This is a genomic window from Dactylosporangium sp. NPDC000555 (assembly GCF_040300025.1).
Lineage (GTDB): Bacteria > Actinomycetota > Actinomycetes > Mycobacteriales > Micromonosporaceae > Dactylosporangium.
Genome location: NZ_JBEPDB010000020.1, coordinates 22566 through 40733, shown reverse-complemented (window position 1 = coordinate 40733; position 18168 = coordinate 22566). Strand labels below are relative to the sequence as shown.

The 18168-nt window shown below is 72.8% G+C and carries 13 protein-coding genes and 1 riboswitch; of the genes, 12 read left to right on the top strand and 1 reads right to left on the bottom strand.

The features are described 5' to 3' along the window. Nucleotides 1–59 precede the first annotated feature (59 nt). Nucleotides 60–190: riboswitch (cobalamin riboswitch) on the top strand. A gap of 41 nt (nucleotides 191–231) precedes the next feature. From ABT297_RS15320 to ABT297_RS15270, 11 genes are all read left to right on the top strand, one after another. Continuing rightward, the gene (locus ABT297_RS15320; protein WP_350549187.1) at nucleotides 232–2325 is read left to right on the top strand and encodes a VWA domain-containing protein; all 2094 of its coding nucleotides are present in this window, start codon (nucleotides 232–234) and stop codon (nucleotides 2323–2325) included. Between the two features lies 1 nt (nucleotide 2326). Further along, on the top strand, nucleotides 2327–2929 hold the full coding sequence (cobO, locus tag ABT297_RS15315) for a cob(I)yrinic acid a,c-diamide adenosyltransferase (RefSeq protein ID WP_350549185.1): 603 nt from the start codon (nucleotides 2327–2329) through the stop codon (nucleotides 2927–2929). Beyond that, nucleotides 2923–4254 carry a cobyrinic acid a,c-diamide synthase CobB gene (locus ABT297_RS15310; protein ID WP_350549183.1) on the top strand — a complete coding sequence of 444 codons (1332 nt, stop codon included), beginning with the start codon at nucleotides 2923–2925 and terminating at the stop codon, nucleotides 4252–4254. Before cobO ends, ABT297_RS15310 begins: the two co-directional genes overlap by 7 nt. Next, nucleotides 4242–6185 carry a precorrin-6y C5,15-methyltransferase (decarboxylating) subunit CbiE gene (gene cbiE / locus ABT297_RS15305; RefSeq protein ID WP_350549181.1) on the top strand — a complete coding sequence of 648 codons (1944 nt, stop codon included), beginning with the start codon at nucleotides 4242–4244 and terminating at the stop codon, nucleotides 6183–6185. The genes ABT297_RS15310 and cbiE overlap by 13 nt, the downstream gene beginning before the upstream one ends. Continuing rightward, entirely contained in the window at nucleotides 6182–6934 is a 753-nt protein-coding gene (gene cobM / locus ABT297_RS15300) for a precorrin-4 C(11)-methyltransferase (RefSeq protein WP_350549179.1), read from the top strand. The genes cbiE and cobM overlap by 4 nt, the downstream gene beginning before the upstream one ends. A 91-nt stretch (nucleotides 6935–7025) precedes the next feature. Beyond that, nucleotides 7026–8087 (top strand): NHL repeat-containing protein, encoded by a 1062-nt coding sequence (locus ABT297_RS15295; RefSeq protein ID WP_350549177.1) that lies wholly within the window; start codon nucleotides 7026–7028, stop codon nucleotides 8085–8087. Between the two features lie 77 nt (nucleotides 8088–8164). Continuing rightward, the gene (locus tag ABT297_RS15290; RefSeq protein WP_350549175.1) at nucleotides 8165–9361 is read left to right on the top strand and encodes an ROK family protein; all 1197 of its coding nucleotides are present in this window, start codon (nucleotides 8165–8167) and stop codon (nucleotides 9359–9361) included. A gap of 190 nt (nucleotides 9362–9551) precedes the next feature. After that, nucleotides 9552–9893, top strand: coding sequence for a glycoside hydrolase family 18 protein (locus ABT297_RS15285; RefSeq protein ID WP_350549173.1), 342 nt, complete (start codon nucleotides 9552–9554; stop codon nucleotides 9891–9893). A gap of 256 nt (nucleotides 9894–10149) precedes the next feature. Next, nucleotides 10150–10740, top strand: coding sequence for a hypothetical protein (locus ABT297_RS15280; RefSeq protein ID WP_350549171.1), 591 nt, complete (start codon nucleotides 10150–10152; stop codon nucleotides 10738–10740). A gap of 166 nt (nucleotides 10741–10906) precedes the next feature. Beyond that, nucleotides 10907–13099 carry a pectate lyase-like domain-containing protein gene (locus ABT297_RS15275; protein ID WP_502885571.1) on the top strand — a complete coding sequence of 731 codons (2193 nt, stop codon included), beginning with the start codon at nucleotides 10907–10909 and terminating at the stop codon, nucleotides 13097–13099. 98 nt (nucleotides 13100–13197) lie between these two features. After that, complete coding sequence (locus tag ABT297_RS15270) at nucleotides 13198–13944, top strand: cobalt-precorrin-6A reductase (RefSeq protein ID WP_350549169.1); 747 nt, start codon at nucleotides 13198–13200, stop codon at nucleotides 13942–13944. A gap of 15 nt (nucleotides 13945–13959) precedes the next feature. Here ABT297_RS15270 and ileS read toward each other — a convergent pair whose 3' ends face one another. Beyond that, nucleotides 13960–17073: an isoleucine--tRNA ligase gene (ileS, locus tag ABT297_RS15265; RefSeq protein WP_350549167.1), complete on the bottom strand. Its 3114-nt coding sequence runs from the start codon at nucleotides 17071–17073 to the stop codon at nucleotides 13960–13962. Between the two features lie 135 nt (nucleotides 17074–17208). Here ileS and ABT297_RS15260 point away from each other — a divergent pair, with 135 nt between their 5' ends. Next, complete coding sequence (locus ABT297_RS15260) at nucleotides 17209–18123, top strand: helix-turn-helix domain-containing protein (RefSeq protein WP_350549165.1); 915 nt, start codon at nucleotides 17209–17211, stop codon at nucleotides 18121–18123. The last annotated feature ends 45 nt before the right edge of the window (nucleotides 18124–18168 follow it).

Here is an 18168-nt window from a genome sequence, read left to right as displayed (position 1 = left end):
CATCGGCAGGCCGCCGCCCGTCGTGAGGGTCAATCGCATCACGTTGACGGCCCTGGGGCCGGTGGGACACGATGGCCGGAGCGGTATGCGGAGGAACCCGGTGCGAATCCGGGACGGTCCCGCCACTGTGACCGGGGAGTCGAGGTGTGGCGATCCGGGAGTCAGGAGACTCCGGCCGCCGTTGTTCAGCCGCCTCGCGGGCGCGGACCCGCCGAAGGGATGTGTGTGCCCGTGACGCCGCCGTATCCGTTCTCGGCCGTTGTCGGCCTGGCCGACCTGCGCCTGGCACTGCTGCTCACCGCCGTGTCGCCGGCGATCGGCGGGGTGCTCGTGCGTGGTGAGAAGGGCACCGCGAAGTCCACGGTGGTGCGCGCCCTCGCCGCGCTGCTGCCCGAGGTCGACGTCGTCGCCGGCTGCCGGTTCGCCTGCGACCCGGCCGCGCCCGACGCCGCCTGCCCCGACGGCCCGCATACGCCCGGCGCCGGCTTCGAGCGCCGCCGCTCCACCCTCGTCGAGCTGCCCGTCGGAGCCACCGAGGACCGGGTGGTCGGCACCCTCGACCTGCAGCGCGCGCTCGGCGACGGGGTCAAGGCCTACGAGCCCGGCCTGCTGGCCGCCGCGCATCGGGGCGTGCTGTACGTCGACGAGGTCAACCTCCTGCCCGACCACCTCGTCGACCTGCTCCTCGACGCCGCCGCGATGGGCCGCGCGCACGTGGAGCGGGACGGGGTCTCGGTCAAGCACGCCGCCCGGTTCCTGCTCGTCGGCACGATGAACCCGGAGGAGGGTGAGCCCCGCCCGCAGCTGGTCGACCGGTTCGGGCTCGTCGTCGGCGTCGCCGCGCCGCAGGAGGCCGCGCCGCGCGCCGAGGTGGTGCGCCGCCGCCTCGCCTACGAGGCCGACCCCGCCGCGTTCGCCGCGCGCTACGTCGAGGCGGACGCCACGCTCGCCGAGCACATCGCCGCCGCCCGGGCCCGCCTCGGCGCGGTCGCGCTGCCCGATCGGGAGCTGGAACGGATCGCGCGGATCTGCCTGGCGTACCGCGTGGACGGCCTGCGCGCCGACATCGTCGTCGCGCGGACCGCGGTGGCCCTGGCGGCGTGGCACGGGCAGACCGTGGTGACCAGGGACGACGTGCGCGACGCCGCGCGGCTGGCGCTGCCGCACCGCCGGCGCCGGGACCCGCTCGACCCGCCGGGCGCGGACCGCGACCGCCTCGAGGAGGTCCTGGAGCAGGAGGCCGGACCGGACGACGACGATCCGCCGGGTGGTTCGCCGGGCGACGACGGCGGCAGCCCGACGCCGCCGGACGGTGCCCCGGAAGGCTCGCCGGGCGACTCCGCGGGCGGTGCCTCGGAGGGCTCGCCGGGCGACTCCGCGGGCGGTGCCTCGGAGGGCTCGCCGGGCGACTCCGCGGGCGGTGCCGATGGTGTCCCCGACGGCGCCGATGCCGGCGCTCTGCCGACAAATCGCTCAAGTGCTGATTTGTCCGACTCGCGGGGCGAGTCTGATTTATCCGACTTATCGGGTATATCGCAAGAGGAGGAGTTCGGCGGCACGGGGGCGCCCGGTGCGCTGGCGTTCGCGGGCCTGCCGTACAAACCCAGGCTCCTCAGCATCGCCGGGCGCGCGAACCGGCAGGCGGGCGCGCACGCCGGACGCCGATCGCCCGCGCTCTCGCGCCACGGGCGGGTCGTGCGCTCCCGCGCCCCCCTCGGCGGCAAGCTCACCAGCCTCCACGTGCCCGACACCGTGCGCGCCGCCGCGCTGCGCGGCGCCACCCGGGCCGAGGCCCGCGACGTGCGCGAGGCGGTCAAGGTCGGCCGCGAGGCCAACCTCGTGCTGTTCGTCGTCGACGCGTCGGGCTCCATGGCGGCGCGCCAGCGGATGAGCGTGGTGAAGACCGCGGTCCTGTCGCTGCTGCGCGACGCCTACCAGCGGCGGGACAAGGTCGGGATGATCGCGTTCCGGGGGCACGATGCCGCGCTCGTCCTGGAGCCCACCGCCAGCCACGAGGTCGGCGTGCTGCGCCTCGCCGAGCTGCGCACCGGGGGCCGCACACCGCTGGCCGCCGGGCTGCGCCAGGCCGCCCGCACGCTGCACGGCGAGCGCCGCCGCGACGCCCGGCGCCGGCCGCTGCTCGTCGTCGTCACCGACGGCCGCTCCACCAGCGGGCCCGACCCGCTGAGCGTCGTACCGCTGCTGGCCGGGGTCCCCGCCGTCGTCGTCGACTGCGAGTCCGGCCCGATCCGCCTCGGCCTCGCGCGCCGCCTCGCCGCCGCGCTCGAGGCGTCCTGCATTCCGCTGACGAGCCTGGGAGCCTGAGTTGCCGCAGGGAAAAGTCGAGAACGTACCCGACGACGGACTCACCACCCGCCAGCGCCGCCGCCAGCACGTGCTCGCCGTGCACACCGGCCAGGGCAAGGGCAAGTCCACGGCCGCGTTCGGCATGGCGCTGCGCGCGTGGAGCGCCGGCTGGCCGATCGCCGTGTTCCAGTTCGTGAAGAGTCCGAAGTGGAGGGTCGGCGAGGAGGGCGCGCTGCGTGCGCTCGGTGAGACCGGCCGGGGCGGCGCCGTCGTATGGCACAAGATGGGCGAGGGCTGGTCGTGGATCCAGCGCCCCGGCACCGAGCGCGACCACGCCGCCGAGGCCGCCGAGGGCTGGGCCCAGATCAAGCGCGACCTGGCCGCCGAGGCCTACCGGTTCTACGTCCTCGACGAGTTCACGTATCCGATCAAGTGGGGCTGGGTCGACATCGCCGACGTCGTCGAGACGCTGCGCGAGCGCCCCGGCAACCAGCACGTCGTCGTCACCGGCCGCGACGCCCATCCCGACCTGATCGACCTCGCCGACCTCGTCACCGACATGACGAAGGTCAAGCACCCGATGGACGCCGGGCGAAAAGGCCAGCAGGGTATCGAGTGGTAGCCCGGATCGTCATCGCGGCGCCCGCCTCCGGCCACGGCAAGACCACGGTCGCGACGGGGCTGCTCGCCGCGTTCGCGGCGCGCGGGGTCGCCGTCGCGCCGTTCAAGGTCGGCCCCGACTACATCGATCCCGGCTACCACGCCCTCGCCGCCGGCCGCCCCGGCCGCAACCTCGACCCGGTGCTCGTCGGCGAGGAGCTCATCGCCCCGCTGTTCGCCCACGGCGCCGCGGGCGCCGGCCTCGCCATCATCGAGGGCGTCATGGGCCTGTACGACGGGCGCACCGGCGCCGGCGAGCACGGCTCCACCGCGCACGTGGCCCGGCTGCTCGACGCGCCCGTCGTCCTCGTCGTCGACGCGACCGCGCAGGCCCGCTCCGTCGCGGCGCTCGTGCACGGATTTCGATCCTTCGGGCCGGGCGTCCGCATCGCGGGCGTCATCCTCAACCGCGTCGGCTCCGACCGCCACGAGCAGATCCTGCGCGACGCCTGCGCCGAGGTCGGCACCCCCGTCCTCGGCGTGCTGCGCCGCCATGACGCCGTCGCCGCGCCGTCGCGGCACCTCGGGCTCGTGCCCGTCGTCGAGCGCTCCGCCGAGGCCACGGCGTCCGTCGCCGCCCTCGCCGAGCTCATCGCCGCGAGCGTCGACCTCGACGCCGTGCATGCCGTGGCCCGCTCCGCGCCCGGGCTGACCGCTACGCCGTGGACGCCGTCCGTCGCCCCGCCCGCGCCCGTCGCGCCCGTCGTCGCCGTGGCCGGGGGCCCCGCGTTCTCCTTCGGCTACGCCGAGACCGTGGAGCTGCTCACCGCGGCCGGCGCCCAGGTGTCCACAGTGGATCCACTGCGCGACGAGAGCCTCCCGCCCGGCACGCGCGCGCTCGTGGTGGGCGGTGGCTTTCCCGAGGTGTACGCCGAGCAGCTCTCCGCCAACACCCCCCTCCGCGACGCGGTGGCCGCCCTGGCCGGATCGGGCGGCGCGATCGCCGCCGAGTGCGCCGGGCTGCTCTGGCTGTGCCGCACCCTGGACGGCCGCCCGATGTGCGGCATCCTGGACGCCGACGCCGCCATGACGCCCCGGCTCACCCTCGGCTACCGCGACGCGGTGGCCGTCGCCGACAGCGTGCTCGCCCCGGCCGGCACCCGCGTCACCGGCCACGAGTTCCACCGCACACAGGTCACCCCGGCCGTCGGCGCGAGCCCCGCGTGGGCCTGGCGCGAGGCCCGTGACGGCTTCGTCGCCGGCGGCGTGCACGCGTCCTACCTGCACCTGCACTGGGCCGGTTCGCCGCAGCTCGCCTACCGTCTGGTGGCGTCGTGCGCCTGGTGATCGGCATCGGCGCCCGCCCCGGCACGACCCCGGCCGAGATCCTGTCGCTGGCCACGGAGTCACTGTCCACATTGGACGATGTCGTCGCCGTGTCCACAGTGGATTCGCGCGCCGATCTGGCCGCCTCGTTGGCCGCTTCGCGGGGCTGGGAGGTGGTAACCTTTCCGCCAGAGGAGCTCGCTGCCGTGCCGGTCCCATCGCCCTCGGCACGGGTGGCGTCGGCCCTTGGCACTCCCAGCGTCGCGGAAGCGTCAGCCCTTCTGGCGGCGGCCCGAAGGGACTCGGGTGGAGCGCCCGCCGGCGCGGCGGTCCTCATCGTCGGGAAGCGGTCATCGCCATCTGCGACCATCGCCATCGCAGCGGCCGCTCCCGAAGTCACCGTCGTGGGAATCGGCGCTGACGCCTACGCCGGCCTGACCGAAGCGGGCCGGAACGCCATCGAGACCGCGGACGTCGTGTTCGGCGGCGCGCGCCAACTGGCCCTACTCCCGCCCCGCGCCGCGCTCACGACCGACGGCCTGCTACCCAACGACGGCGTGCCGCCGGACCTTGGCGTGCTGCCGGACCTTGGCGTGCTGCCGGATGAGGGCGCGCTGTCGGATGACGGCCTGCTGCCGGGCCTTGGTGCGCTGTCTGTCGGCGGTGTGCTGCCGGATCGTGGCGCGCCGCCTGTCAGCGGGGCGCTGCCGGGCGACGGCGTGCCGCCGGACCTTGGCGTGCTGCCTGTCTGTGGTGCGCTGCCGGATGAGGGCGCGTTGTCGGGCGAGAGTGCGCTGGCGGATGACGGACTGCTGCCGGATCGTGGCGTGCTGTCGGATGAGCGCGCGCTGTCGGATAAGGGTGCGCTGGCGGGCCGTGGCGCCTTCTCGCAGGTGCGCGGCGTCGATCGGCAGGAACGCATTGCCTGGCCATCGCCGCTGGTGCCGGCGTTGCCTCGGTTGCTCGCGGAGCAGCACGGGCGGCGGGTGTGTGTGCTCGCCAGTGGCGACCCGATGCACTACGGGATCGGGACCACGCTCGTGCGCATCCTCGGGGCCGCGCACGTGCACGTCGTACCGCACCCCTCGTCGGTGTCGCTCGCGTGCGCGCGGCTCGGCTGGGCGGTGGAGGACGTCGAGGTCGTCAGCGCCGTCGGGCGGTCCGTGGACGTGCTGCGACGGTATCTGCACGACCGGCGGCGGGTGCTCGTGCTCGGCGCCGACGGTGGTACGCCGCGCGAGGTCTGGCGGATCCTCGAGGAGACCGGGTTCGAGGGCAGCGACGTCACGATCCTCGAGTCGCTCGGTGCCGGCGACGAGCGGATCCATCGCGACCCGGACGCGGCGCGGGCGCTGCACATCGTCGCGGTCGAATGCCGGGGCGGGGGCGGGGTTCCGGTCGTGCCGGGGCTGGCCGACGCGCGGTACGACAGCGACGGGCAGCTCACCAAGCGCGAGATCCGGGCCGTCACGCTCGCCGCGCTCGGGCCGCGGCCGGGCGAGCTGCTCTGGGACGTCGGGGCCGGGTCGGGCAGCATCGCCATCGAGTGGCTGCGGGCGCACCGGGCCTGCCGGGCCGTCGCCGTCGAGCGGGACGAGGCCAGGGCCGAGCGGGTCGCGGCCAACGCGCGGCGGCTCGGGGTGCCCGGCCTGTCGCTCGTCGTCGGGGCGGCGCCCGAGGCGCTCGACGGCCTCGAGGTGCCCGACGCCGTGTTCATCGGCGGCGGGTTCACGGTGCCCGGCGTGTTCGAGCGGTGCTGGGGCGTGCTGCGGCCCGGCGGGCGGCTCGTCGTCAACGCGGTCACCGTCGAGTCGGAGCGGCTCATCGCCGAGCTGCACACGGCGCACGGTGGGGAGCTGACCCGTATCGCCGTCAACCGGGCCGCGCCCGTCGGCGGGTTCCTCAGTTGGAGACCGATGATGCCAGTCACACAGTGGGTGGTGGAGAAATGACCGTGTACTTCATCGGCGCCGGGCCGGGCGCCGCCGACCTCATCACCGTGCGCGGGCGCGACCGCATCGCGTCGGCGCCGGTGTGCCTCTACGCGGGCAGCCTCGTGCCGGTCGAGCTGCTGCAGTACTGCCCGCCGGGTGCCCGGCTGGTCGACACCGCCGACCTGGACCTCGATCAGATCCTCGCCGAGCTGCTTGACGCGCACGCGAAGGGACTCGACGTGGCGCGGCTGCACTCCGGGGACCCGTCGGTGTTCAGCGCCATGGCCGAGCAGCTACGGCGGCTCGACGCGGCGGGGGTGCCGTACGAGATCGTGCCCGGCGTGCCGGCCTTCGCGGCCGCGGCGGCCTCGCTCAAGCGGGAGCTGACCGTGCCCGGCGTCGCACAGACGGTCATCCTGACCCGAACCGCGGCGCGGGCCACGCCGATGCCGCCGGGGGAGGAGCTGGCCACGCTGGCCGCGAGCCGGGCGACGCTGGTGCTGCATCTGGCGGTACAGCGGATCGCGGAGCTCGCCGTGGAGCTGACGTGGTGGTACGGCGCCGACTGCCCGGCCGCCGTCGTCGCCTACGCCAGCCGCGCCGACGAGCTGATCCTGCGCGGCACCCTGGCCGACATCGCCGAGCAGGTGCGCGAGGCCGGGATCAAGCGCACCGCGGTCATCGTCATCGGCGCGGTGCTGAGCGCCGAGGAGTTCCCCGACAGCCACCTGTACTCGACGACCCGTCCCCGCCCGGGCAGGCCATAGCGCTCGTATCGAAGTCACGGAACGTGGTCGTTCGGGTGGCATTCGGTCACTCGGGCCGGGTGGGCGAGCTTCGCTCTGCCAGACTGCGAGCATGCGGTGGGCGGTGATCCTGACGGTCGTCGCCCTGTCCGTCGTGCTGCCCGGCGCGCCGGCCGCCGCCCGGGCCGGGGGCGCCCAGGAGGTCTGCCGGATCACCGACCCGGCCGTCGTCGAGGTGTCCGGGCTCGCCGCGCTGCCCGGCGGCGGCTACCTGGTGCAGAACGACTCCAACCCCGAGCCGCGCCGGATGCGCCTGTTCTACCTCGGCCCGGACTGCTCCGTGACGCGCAGCGTGGGATACCCGACGACCGCCCGCGACCCCGAGGACCTCGCCGTCGACCGCCAGGGCGTGGTCTGGATCGCCGACATCGGCGACAACAGCCCGCTGTTCGGCGGCTCCGGCAAACGCCGCGACACGATCGCGCTGTGGACCCTGCGGCCCGGGTCGAAGACCATGAGGATCCATCGGCTGCGGTATCCCGACGGCGTGCCCCGCGACGCCGAGGCGCTGCTCATCGACGGCGCCGGCCGGCCCGTGATCGTCACCAAGGACCCGGCCGGCGAGGTGTACCGGCTGGACACCCCGCTGCCGACGGACAACGCCGAGGGCGCGCCGCTCACGCTGATCGGCCACTTCAAGCCCTCGCACAGTGGCACCGAAAACCCGTTCGGCTTCCTCGGCAGCGCCTTCATCACCGGCGCGGCGGTGTCGCCCGACGGCACGAGGGCGGTCGTGCGCACCTATGCCGACGCCTATGAGTTCGACGTCACCGACGGCGACGTGGCGCGGGCGATCACGACCGGCACGCCGAGGGTCACGCCGCTGCCCGGCGAGCCGCAGGGCGAGGCCATCGCATACACGCCGGACGGCGAGAGCTTCCTGACCGTGTCGGACCAGCAGGGGCCGGTGAGCATCCTGCGGTACCGGCCGGAACGCGAGCCCTCACCGAGCGCTCCGCGGCCGGCGCGCGACAGCGGCGCATCGGCACCGGCGTCGACGGTCTCGGGCCCGGTGCGCGACCGGCGGGCCCGCGTCGCGCTGCTGACCGGGGCATTCGTGGTGGTGGCGCTCGGCCTGGTGTCCGCCGTCGCCCGCAGGCTGCGCCGCCGGTGACCCCCCTCGGTGTCGACGCGCATTCGTTCGCGTGACACGATCGCTACCGAGGGATCAACGGGGAGGGCCGGACTGCGGTGGTGCGCATCGAGGTCGAGCGCGCGACGACGCGTGACATGCGCCGGCGTAATCGTTCGACGCTGCTGTCGGAGTTGTTTTTCAGGGGGCCGCTGAGCAGGCACGACCTGAGCCGCATCACCGGACTGAGCGCCGCGACGGCGAGCAGCGTCACCGCCGAGCTGCTGCACGAGGGGCTGATCATCGAGGCCGGCCTGATCGAGTCCGACGGCGGCCGCCCGCGGGTGCTGCTGCGGGTCAACCCGGACTTCGGCCGGCTCGTCGGCGCCGACGTGGGGGAGACGGGCGTCAAGGTCGAGCTGTTCGATCTGGCGATGAACCGGCTGGCGACGATCGACGAGCCGCTGCCGTCCTCGCGCCCCGACCCGTCGGCGGTCGCCGGGCAGCTCGAGGCCGGCATCCGCGAGGTGCTCACCGGGGCCGACGCCGGTGCGCTGGTCGGCATCGGCATCGGCGTGCCCGGCACGGTGGAACAGGCCGACCCCGCCCGGGTGTATGCGCCGACCCTCGGCTGGCGCGGCGTCTCCTTCCACGACCTGCTGCGCGAGCGCGGCATCACCGCACCGCTGTTCGTCGAGAACGGCGCGAAGACCCAGGGCCAGGCCGAGATGTGGTTCGGCGCCGGGCGCGGCGTCGGCAACGCCGTCATCGTGCTGGTCGGCTCCGGCGTGGGCGCCGCCGTGATCACCAACGGCACCGTGTACCGCGGCGCGAGCAGCAGCGCCGGCGAGTGGGGCCACACGACGGTCGTGTACGGCGGCCGTCAGTGCCGCTGCGGCGCGCGCGGCTGCCTCGAGGCCTATGTCGGCGCCGAGGGCATTCTCGAGCGGTACCACACCCTCGACCCGACCCGACCCGCCGCGGACGGCGAGATCGCCGACGTGACCGCGCTCATCGCCGCCGGCACCCCGGCCGCGGCCGAGACGCTGGCCGAGACCGCCGGCATCCTGGGCGCCGGGATCGGCAACCTCGTCAACCTGTTCAACCCCGAGCGAGTGGTCCTCGGCGGCTGGGCCGGCCTGGCCCTGGGCGCAACGCTGCTGCCGCAGATCCGCGAGGCGGCGCGGGAACAGGCGCTGGAGCACCCGTTCGGCCAGGTGTCGATCGAGCTGTGCGAGCTGGGCCCGGACGCGGTCGCGTTCGGCGCCGCGACACTGCCGATGGCCGAACTCCTGCGCCGCGCCTCCCGCCCCTGACCGGCGAACGCGAACGGTAGCGATCAGGTCTACGCAACGTTCGAAGTTCCTGGTGGCGTGCCTTTTTTCGACTCTTTTATTGACTCGCGAGGAAGCCGAGTCATAGCCTGCCCTCAATCTGGAAGGGCACTTAACAGACGGCCGCCCAGTCGGTGCCCTGCCGGGCCAATCCCCAATGAAAGGCCTTTCCATGGGCAGATCCCGCCTGATCCGCCGCGGTGCGCTCGTCACCGTCGTCCTCGCCGTCGTCGGCGCGGTCGGCGTGGTGGCGATGAGCTCCGCGTCCGCCGCCAGTACCGGATCCATCACCGGCATCGGCGGCAAGTGTGTCGACGTCGCGGGAGCCGAGACGGTCACCGTGGCCGACTTCCGCACCATGCTGGCGTACGCCCAGCAGCACCACATCGCCCGGTTCACGTTCTGGTCGGCCAACCGCGACCGGCCGTGCACCGGCGGCGGCGCCGACACCTGCAGTGGCGTCTCGCAGGCGGCGTGGGACTACACGCGGGTGATCGCCCAGTACCAGGGCTGAGGCCCGCACGAGCGGGTGCCCCGGTATGCGGACGGCCGGGGCACCGTCCGCTCCGTGCCGCTCAATGCCGCTCTGAGCAACCGCTTACGTCAACTGCACGACAGCCGTTCACGGGTCAGCGAGTGAGGTAGAACACGATCGTTGTCGGGTGGCATACATCCGGGATTCAACGGCGTCCGGACGCGCATACGTTGCTCAGCGTCCAACGCCGATATCGCGTGCCGCACGCGGTACCACATGAGGAAGACGAATCCCCGTGAAGCCTTTGAAGCGTCTGCTGCCCGTGTTCTCCGTCGCCTGTGCCGCGCTGCTGCTCACCTCGGCGTGCGGCGACGACAAGAAGTCCGACGCCCCGGCCGCCGCGAACTCCGCCGCGCCGACCGCCTCCGCCGCCGCGTCCGGCGGGCCTTCGGGCAGCGCCGCGCCGTCGGGCTCGGCCAAGGCCGGCGCCTCCGGCGAGGCGGGGAAGCTCAGCTTCGCCACCGTCGGCAAGCTCACCGGCGAACTGTTCACGAAGGACCCGGACTGCCCGCTCGGCCAGTGGGACGCCAACTCCACGGGCGTGCCGGCCAAGTACCGCTCGGCCGTCGCCAGCTTCAAGCAGTTCGACTGCTACGCGAAGAAGGGCGACGCGATGCCGCACCGCGGGCAGCAGGCCATCTTCGTGGAGTTCAAGGCGGCCAACGCGGCGAAGTCGTACGCGCAGGAGCAGGCCTCGATGTACCCGACCCTCATCGCCGGCACCACCGTCGTCGTGGGCGGCACCGGCCTCAAGAAGACCGACATGAAGGCGTGGCTCGAGTCCGTCAACGAGACCGCGGGCGGCGCGGGCCAGATTTTGTCTTAAGGGCGAACCTTAAATTCGCAGGCCAGAACCTTAATTCGAGTCTTGTATTGACTCTGGTCCGGGGCGAGAATAGCCTCCGGTGGATCTGTTAGGTGACCTCACAGATTGCCCGCCCCGGACCCACCCGACCCGGGTCCGCGGGTTCCCGCCCAGAAGGGACACCCCATTGACCCCCTCCACCAGGACCAGGCGACGGCCCCGCCTGAGGATCGGTCTCGCCGCCGCGGCGACCGTCCTGGCCGTCGCCGGCATCGGCACGTTCGCCATGAGCACCGCGTCGGCGGCCACCGTCGGGCAGATCACCGGCGTCGGCGGCAAGTGCATCGACATCGCCGGTGCCAACAGCGCCAACGGCACACAGGTGCAGCTGTACACCTGTAACGGCACCGGCGCTCAGCAGTGGACCGTCGGCGACGACGGCACGATCCGCGCCCTGGGCAAGTGCCTCGACGTCGCCGCGGCCAGCAACGCCAACGGCACCAAGGTGCAGATCTACGACTGCAACGGCACCGGCGCGCAGCAGTGGTCGAGGAACAGCGACGGCACCCTGCGCTCCCTCGGCAAGTGCCTCGACGCCACCGGCAACAGCTCCGCGGACGGCACGCCGCTGCAGATCTGGGACTGCTTCGCCAGCGCCAACCAGAAGTGGAACCTCCCGGGCGGCACCACGCCGCCCACCAGCAACCCGCCCACCAGCACGCCGCCGAACAACGGCAACCCGGACTTCGGCCCCAACGTGTCGATCTTCGACCCGTCGATGTCGGCGTCGAGCATCCAGAGCAAGCTCAACTCGGTCTTCAGCTCCCAGGAGCGCAACCAGTTCGGCCCGCAGCGCTACGCGCTGCTGTTCCGGCCGGGCACGTACAACGTCGACGCCAACGTCGGCTTCTACACCCAGGTCGCGGGCCTCGGCCTGTCGCCGGACCAGGTCACCATCAACGGCGCCGTCCACGCCGAGGCGGACTGGTTCCAGGGCAACGCCACCCAGAACTTCTGGCGCTCCGCGGAGAACCTGTCGGTCAACCCGACCGGCGGCAGCGACCGCTGGGCCGTGTCCCAGGCCGCGCCGTACCGTCGCATGCACGTGCGCGGCAACCTGATCCTCGACGACGGCGGCTGGTCGTCCGGCGGCTGGATCTCCGACTCCGCCATCGACGGGCAGATCCGCTCCGGCTCGCAGCAGCAGTTCATCACCCGTAACACCAACATGGGCAGCTGGACCGGCTCCAACTGGAACATGGTCTTCGTCGGCGACACCAACGCGCCGAACGGCAACTTCCCGAACCCGCCGTACACCCGCGTGGCGCAGACCCCGATCGTGCGCGAGAAGCCGTTCCTGTACGTCGACGGCGCCGGCGCCTACCAGGTGTTCGTGCCCGGCCTGCGCACCAACTCGGTCGGCAACTCGTGGCAGAGCGGCAACCAGCCGGGCAGCTCGCTCCCGATCAGCCAGTTCTACATCGTCAAGGCGGGCGCCACCGCCGCCTCCATCAACGCGGCCCTGGCCGCCGGGCAGAACCTGCTCTTCACCCCCGGCGTGTACCACGTCAACGACACGATCCGCATCACCCGCCCCAACACCGTCGTGCTGGGCCTCGGCCTCGCCACGATCGTGCCGGACAACGGCGTGACCGCGATGACCGTCGCCGACGTCGACGGCGTGAAGGTCGCGGGCGTGCTCTTCGACGCCGGCACCACCAACTCCCAGGTGCTCATGGAGGTCGGCCCGGCCGGCTCCGCGGCCGACCACTCGGCCAACCCGACCTCGCTGCACGACGTGTTCTTCCGCATCGGTGGCGCCACGGTGGGCAAGGCCACGGTCAGCCTGCGCATCAACAGCAACAACGTGATCGGCGACCACACCTGGATCTGGCGCGCCGACCACGGCAACGGCGGCACCGTCGGCTGGAACATCAACACCGCCGCCAACGGCCTCGTGGTCAACGGCAACAACGTCACGTTCTACGGCCTGTTCGTCGAGCACTACCAGCAGTACCAGGTCATCTGGAACGGCAACGGCGGCCGCACGTACTTCTTCCAGAACGAGATCCCGTACGACGTGCCGAACCAGGCCAGCTGGTCCAGCGGCGCCGGGGCGCAGGGCTGGGCGGCGTACAAGGTCGGCCCGAACGTCACCACGCACGAGGCGTGGGGCCTGGGCAGCTACTGCTACTTCAGCAGCAACCCGAGCGTCGTGCTGGGCCGCTCGTTCGAGGTGCCCCAGACCCCGAACGTGAAGTTCCACAACATGGTGACGGTGTCCCTCGGTGGCACCGGCACGATCGCGCGCATCATCAACAACACGGGCGGCACGGCGAACTCGTCGAGCAACGTGGCCAACCTGGTCAACTACCCGTAAGCACCCGCGAGTACGGCACAACCTGACGGCGGCGGCCCCGGTCTTTCCGGGGCCGCCGCTGCGTACATCCGCGGCTCCGGTGGCGCTAGGCTGCCCCGGTGGCCACCGTGCTCCTGCTCGGCGGCACCGGGGAGGCGCGGCGGCTGGCCTCGGTGCTGCTGCCCGCCAACCGAGTGATCTCCTCCCTCGCCGGCCGCGTCGCCGACCCGGCGCTGCCGGCGGGGGAGGTTCGCGTCGGTGGCTTCGGCGGGGCCGAGGGGCTCGCCGGCTACCTGCGCGCCGAGCGCGTCGACGCCGTCGTCGACGCCACGCACCCGTTCGCGGCGCGCATGTCGGACAACGCCGCCCGGGCGTGCGCGGCGGCCGGGGTGCCGCTGGTCGTGCTGCGCCGGCCCGGTTTCGAGGCGCGGCCCGGCGACGACTGGCGCCGCGTGCCGTCGCTGGAGGCGGCGGCGGACCTGCTGCCCGCCCTGGCCGAGCGGGTGTTCCTGACCACGGGCCGGCAGGGCCTGTCGCACTTCGCGCACCTGGAGTCGCTGTGGTTCCTGGTCCGGTGCGTGGATCCGCCGGTACCGCCGGTGCCGCCGCGCCTGGAGGTGGTGCTCGACCGCGGGCCGTTCACCGTCGAGGGCGAGATCGGGCTCATGCGGCGTCACGGCATCGGCGTCCTGGTGACCAAGGACAGCGGCGGCGCGATGACCGCGGCGAAGCTGGAGGCCGCGCGGGCGCTGGAGATCCCGGTCGTGGTCGTGGACCGGCCGCCGGTGACACCGGGGGTGCCGGTGCTGCCGTCGGTGGAGGAGGTTGCCGCGCGGCTGCCCGGCCTGCTGACGGCGCCGCGATAGGCTCGGGCGCTCCGGTCAGGCCTTGCGCAGCCAGTACGTCAGCCCGCCGACCTCGTGCGCCGCGGCGTCCGGCCACTCCGGCTCCCCCTGCGTGAAGACGGTCGCCAGGACCTCCTGAGCGATCGCACCGGAGTGCTCGGCCACCGCCTGCGCGGTTTCCGCGTCCGCGGCCCGGTACCGCAGCTCGATCCGGTCGGCGACCTCCAGGCCGGTGCTCTTGCGGGCCTCCTGCACCTGGCGGATCACCTCGCGGGCGATGCCGGCCCGGCGCAGCCGCGGCGTGATGTGCAGGTCCAGCGCCACGGTCAGGCCGGAGTCGCCGGACACCGCCCAGCCCTCGCGCGGCGTCTCGGTGAGGAACACGTCGTCGGGCTCCAGGGTCACCGTCTCCGCGCCGACCTCCAGCGTCGCCCGGCCAGTCTCGCGCAGCGCGGCGGCGAGCGCGCCGGCGTCCGCGGCCGCGACCGCCGCGGCGATCTCCTGCACTCGCTTGCCGAAGCGCCGGCCCAGGCTGCGGAAGTTCGCCTTCGCGGACGTGTTCACCAGGGACCCGTGCAGCGGCTCCACGGACTGGACGTTCAGCTCGTCGGCGAGCAGCTCCAGCAATTCGGCGTCGAGGCCGCCGGGGCCGTCCAGCGCGTGCGCGGACACCAGCACCCGCGCGAGCGGCTGACGGGTCTTCACCGCCGCGTCGGCGCGCGCCGCCCGGCCCATCTCCACCAGGCGCCGCACCAGCGCCATCCGCTCCGACAGCGTGCGATCGATCAGCGCCGGGTCCGCGACGGGGTACTCGGCCAGGTGTACCGACGGCGGGGCCGCCGGCGTCGTGGGCACCACGAGGTCCTGCCAGACGCGCTCGGTCACGAACGGGGTGAGCGGCGCCATCAGCAGGGTCACCGCGGTGATCGCCTCGTGCAGGGTGGCCAGCGCGGCCGGGTCGCCGCGCCAGAACCGGCGCCGGGCCCGCCGCACGTACCAGTTCGACAGGTCGTCGACGAAGGCGGCGAGCAGCCGCCCGGCCCGCTGCGTGTCGAACCCGGCCATCGCCGCGTCGACCTCGCCGATGAGGATGTTGAGGTCGCACAGCAGCCAGCGGTCCAGCACCGGGCGGCTCCCGACCGGGACGTCCTGCGCCGGCGTCCATCCGGCCGTACGCGCGTACAGGCTCTGGAACGCCACCGTGTTCCAGTACGTCAGCAGGATCTTGCGCACGACCTCCTGGATCGCGGTGTGCCCCACCCGCCGCGCCGACCAGGGCGAGCCCACCGCCGCCATGAACCAGCGCACCGCGTCGGCGCCGTGCCGCTCCAGCAGCGCCATCGGCTCCAGGATGTTGCCGAGGTGCTTGGACATCTTCCGGCCGTCCTCGGCCAGGATGTGGCCGAGGCAGACCACGCTGCGGTAGGCCGAGCGGTCGAACACCAGCGTGCCGACGGCCATCAGCGTGTAGAACCAGCCGCGGGTCTGATCGATGGCCTCGGAGATGAAGTCGGCCGGGTAGCGTGCGGCGAACAGGCCGGCGTCGCGGTGCGGGTAGCCGTACTGCGCGAACGGCATCGCCCCCGAGTCGTACCAGGCGTCGATCACCTCCGGCACCCGCCGCGCCGTCGCGCCGCACCGGCAGGCGACGGTGACCTCGTCGATGTACGGCCGGTGCGGGTCCAGCCCGCTCAGGTCCCGCCCGGCCAGCTCGCCCAGCTCCGCGAGGGACCCGACGCAGGTCAGGTGCCCCTCCTCGCAGCGCCAGATCGGCAGCGGCGTGCCCCAGTAGCGGCTGCGCGAGAGCGCCCAGTCGACGTTGTTGGTGAGCCAGTCGCCGTAGCGGCCGTGCTTGACCGACTCGGGATGCCAGGCGGTGGCCTCGTTCTCGCGCACCAGGGCGTCCTTGACCTGCGTCGTGCGGATGTACCAGGACGGCTGCGCGTAGTACAGCAGCGGCGTGTGGCAGCGCCAGCAGTGCGGGTACGAGTGCTCGTACGCCTGATGCCGCAGCAGCAGCCCGCGCGCGGCGAGATCGGCGACGAGCGCGGCGTCGGCGTCCTTGAAGAACGCGCCGCCGACCAGCGCCAGGCCCGGCTCGAACCGGCCGTCGGGCCGGACCGGGTTGACCATCGGCAGGTCGTACGCCCGGCAGGTGGCGAAGTCGTCCGCGCCGAACGCGGGCGCCTGGTGTACCAGGCCGGTGCCGTCCTCGGTGGTCACGTACGCGCCGAGGACCACGAAGTGCGCGCCGGTCATCTCGACGAGGGCGAACGGCCGCTCGTACGCCCAGCGCTCCATCTCCTTGCCGGTGAACGACTCCCCGGTGGGCGCCCAGCCCTCGCCGAGCGCCTTCGCCAGCAGCGGCTCGGCGACCACGAGCGACTCGGTGCCGTCGGTGGCCACGACGTACGTCACGTCGGGATGCACGGCGACGGCCGTGTTCGACACCAGCGTCCACGGCGTGGTCGTCCACACCAGCAGCGCCGCGCGGCCCGCGAGGGGTCCGGAGACGAGCGGGAACCGGACGTACACCGAGGGGTCCGTCACGGTCTCGTAGCCCTGGGCCAGCTCGTGGTCGGACAGCCCGGTCTGGTCCCGCGGGCACCACGGCGCCACCCGGAAGTCCTCGACGAGCAGCCCCTTGTCGAAGATCTGCCGCAGCGACCACCACACCGACTCGATGTACTGCGGATCCATGGTCCGATAGGCCCGGTCCATGTCGACCCAGTAGCCCATGCGCTCGGTGAGCCGGCCGAACGCGTCGGTGTGCCGGGTCACCGACTCGCGGCACTTCGCGTTGAACTCGGCGATGCCGTACGCCTCGATATCCTGCTTGCCGGAGAAACCGAGCTCCTTCTCCACGGCCAGCTCCACCGGCAGCCCGTGGCAGTCCCACCCCGCCTTCCGCGCGACGTGGAAGCCCTTCATGGTCTTGTACCGCGGGAAGACGTCCTTGAACACACGCGCCTCGATGTGGTGCGCGCCGGGCATCCCGTTGGCCGTCGGCGGCCCCTCGTAGAACACCCACTCCGGCCGCCCGACGGACTGTTCGAGGGTGCGGGCGAAGATGTCGCGGTCCCGCCAGAACTCGAGAATCCCGTGCTCCAGCGCGGAGAGGTCGACCTGAGCGGGAACCGATGCGTACATGGGGTCAGCTTCGCACCTCCGCCGCCCCGATGAGGTGCATTAAATGCCGCCGCCGGCGGCCGGCCGTAGTATGCCCGGCCCGTTGCGGGCGCGTCCGCTTGAGCTTCCACCCGGTGGAACCTTCAGGCTTGGGACATGGATCGCGAATCGGATCTCCACACGATCGGGCAGCTTGCGCAGCGCGCTGGCGTGTCGACCCGGACCGTTCGGTTCTGGTCGGATCGGGGCGTGTTACCGCCGGCCGGCCGTTCCAGCGGGGGATATCGACTCTACGACGCGGTGGCCGTCGCTCGGCTGGAGCTCATTCGAACTCTGCGTGATCTCGGCCTTGGTCTCGATGCCGTCGGGGCGCTGCTGGCCAGGCACGTCACGCTGGCCGATCTTGCGGCAGCCCACGTCAAGGCGCTCGATGCGGAGATCCGCACGCTGCGGTTACGACGCGCGGTCCTGCACACCGTGGCCCGTCGACAGAGCACGACCGAGGAGATGACCTTGATGAACAGGCTCGCCAGACTGTCCGCGCAGGAGCGCCAGCGCATCATCGACGACTTCGTCGACAGCGCGTTCGACGGTACGGCTGACCCGGACAGCGCCGTCGTTGCCGGCTGGATGCGCGAGTTGCCCGCCGAACTCGGCGAGGATCCCACCGGCGAGCAGATCGACGCCTGGCTGGAGCTGGCCGAGCTGGTCGCCGACGGAGACTTTCGGCAGAAGCTCCGTGTCATGGTGCTGAGCGCCGCCGATGACACACGTCTGGAGTTCGGGCTGAACATTCGACCGCTCGTCCTTGCCCACGCCGGCAGCGCTGTCGGGCGCGGCGTCGCTCCCGACTCCGTCGAAGGCCGCGAGACACTCGACCGGATCGTTCCGGCCGACCTGCCCGCCGAGGAAGCCGCTGCGCTTGTTACCTGGCTGGAGATGGTGGCCGACTCCCGGATCGAGCGCTACTGGCAGCTCCTCAGCAGGCTCAACGCCACCGATGCGGGGCCGCCGGCCGTGCCTGCGTTCGCGTGGCTGCTCGCGGCAATGCGCGCGCACCGTTTCCCTTAACTTCATGGTGCCTGGGACCCCGGAGATGGCCGGGCAGGTACGGCA

Excerpts from the sequence above, each read along its gene's own strand:
- cobM (WP_350549179.1), top strand. The coding sequence starts at position 6,182 with ATGACCGTGTACTTCATCGGCGCCGGGCCGGGCGCCGCCGACCTCATC.
- ABT297_RS15295 (WP_350549177.1), top strand. The coding sequence starts at position 7,026 with ATGCGGTGGGCGGTGATCCTGACGGTCGTCGCCCTGTCCGTCGTGCTG.
- ABT297_RS15285 (WP_350549173.1), top strand. The coding sequence starts at position 9,552 with ATGGGCAGATCCCGCCTGATCCGCCGCGGTGCGCTCGTCACCGTCGTC.
- ileS (WP_350549167.1), bottom strand. The coding sequence starts at position 17,073 with ATGTACGCATCGGTTCCCGCTCAGGTCGACCTCTCCGCGCTGGAGCAC.
- ABT297_RS15260 (WP_350549165.1), top strand. The coding sequence starts at position 17,209 with ATGGATCGCGAATCGGATCTCCACACGATCGGGCAGCTTGCGCAGCGC.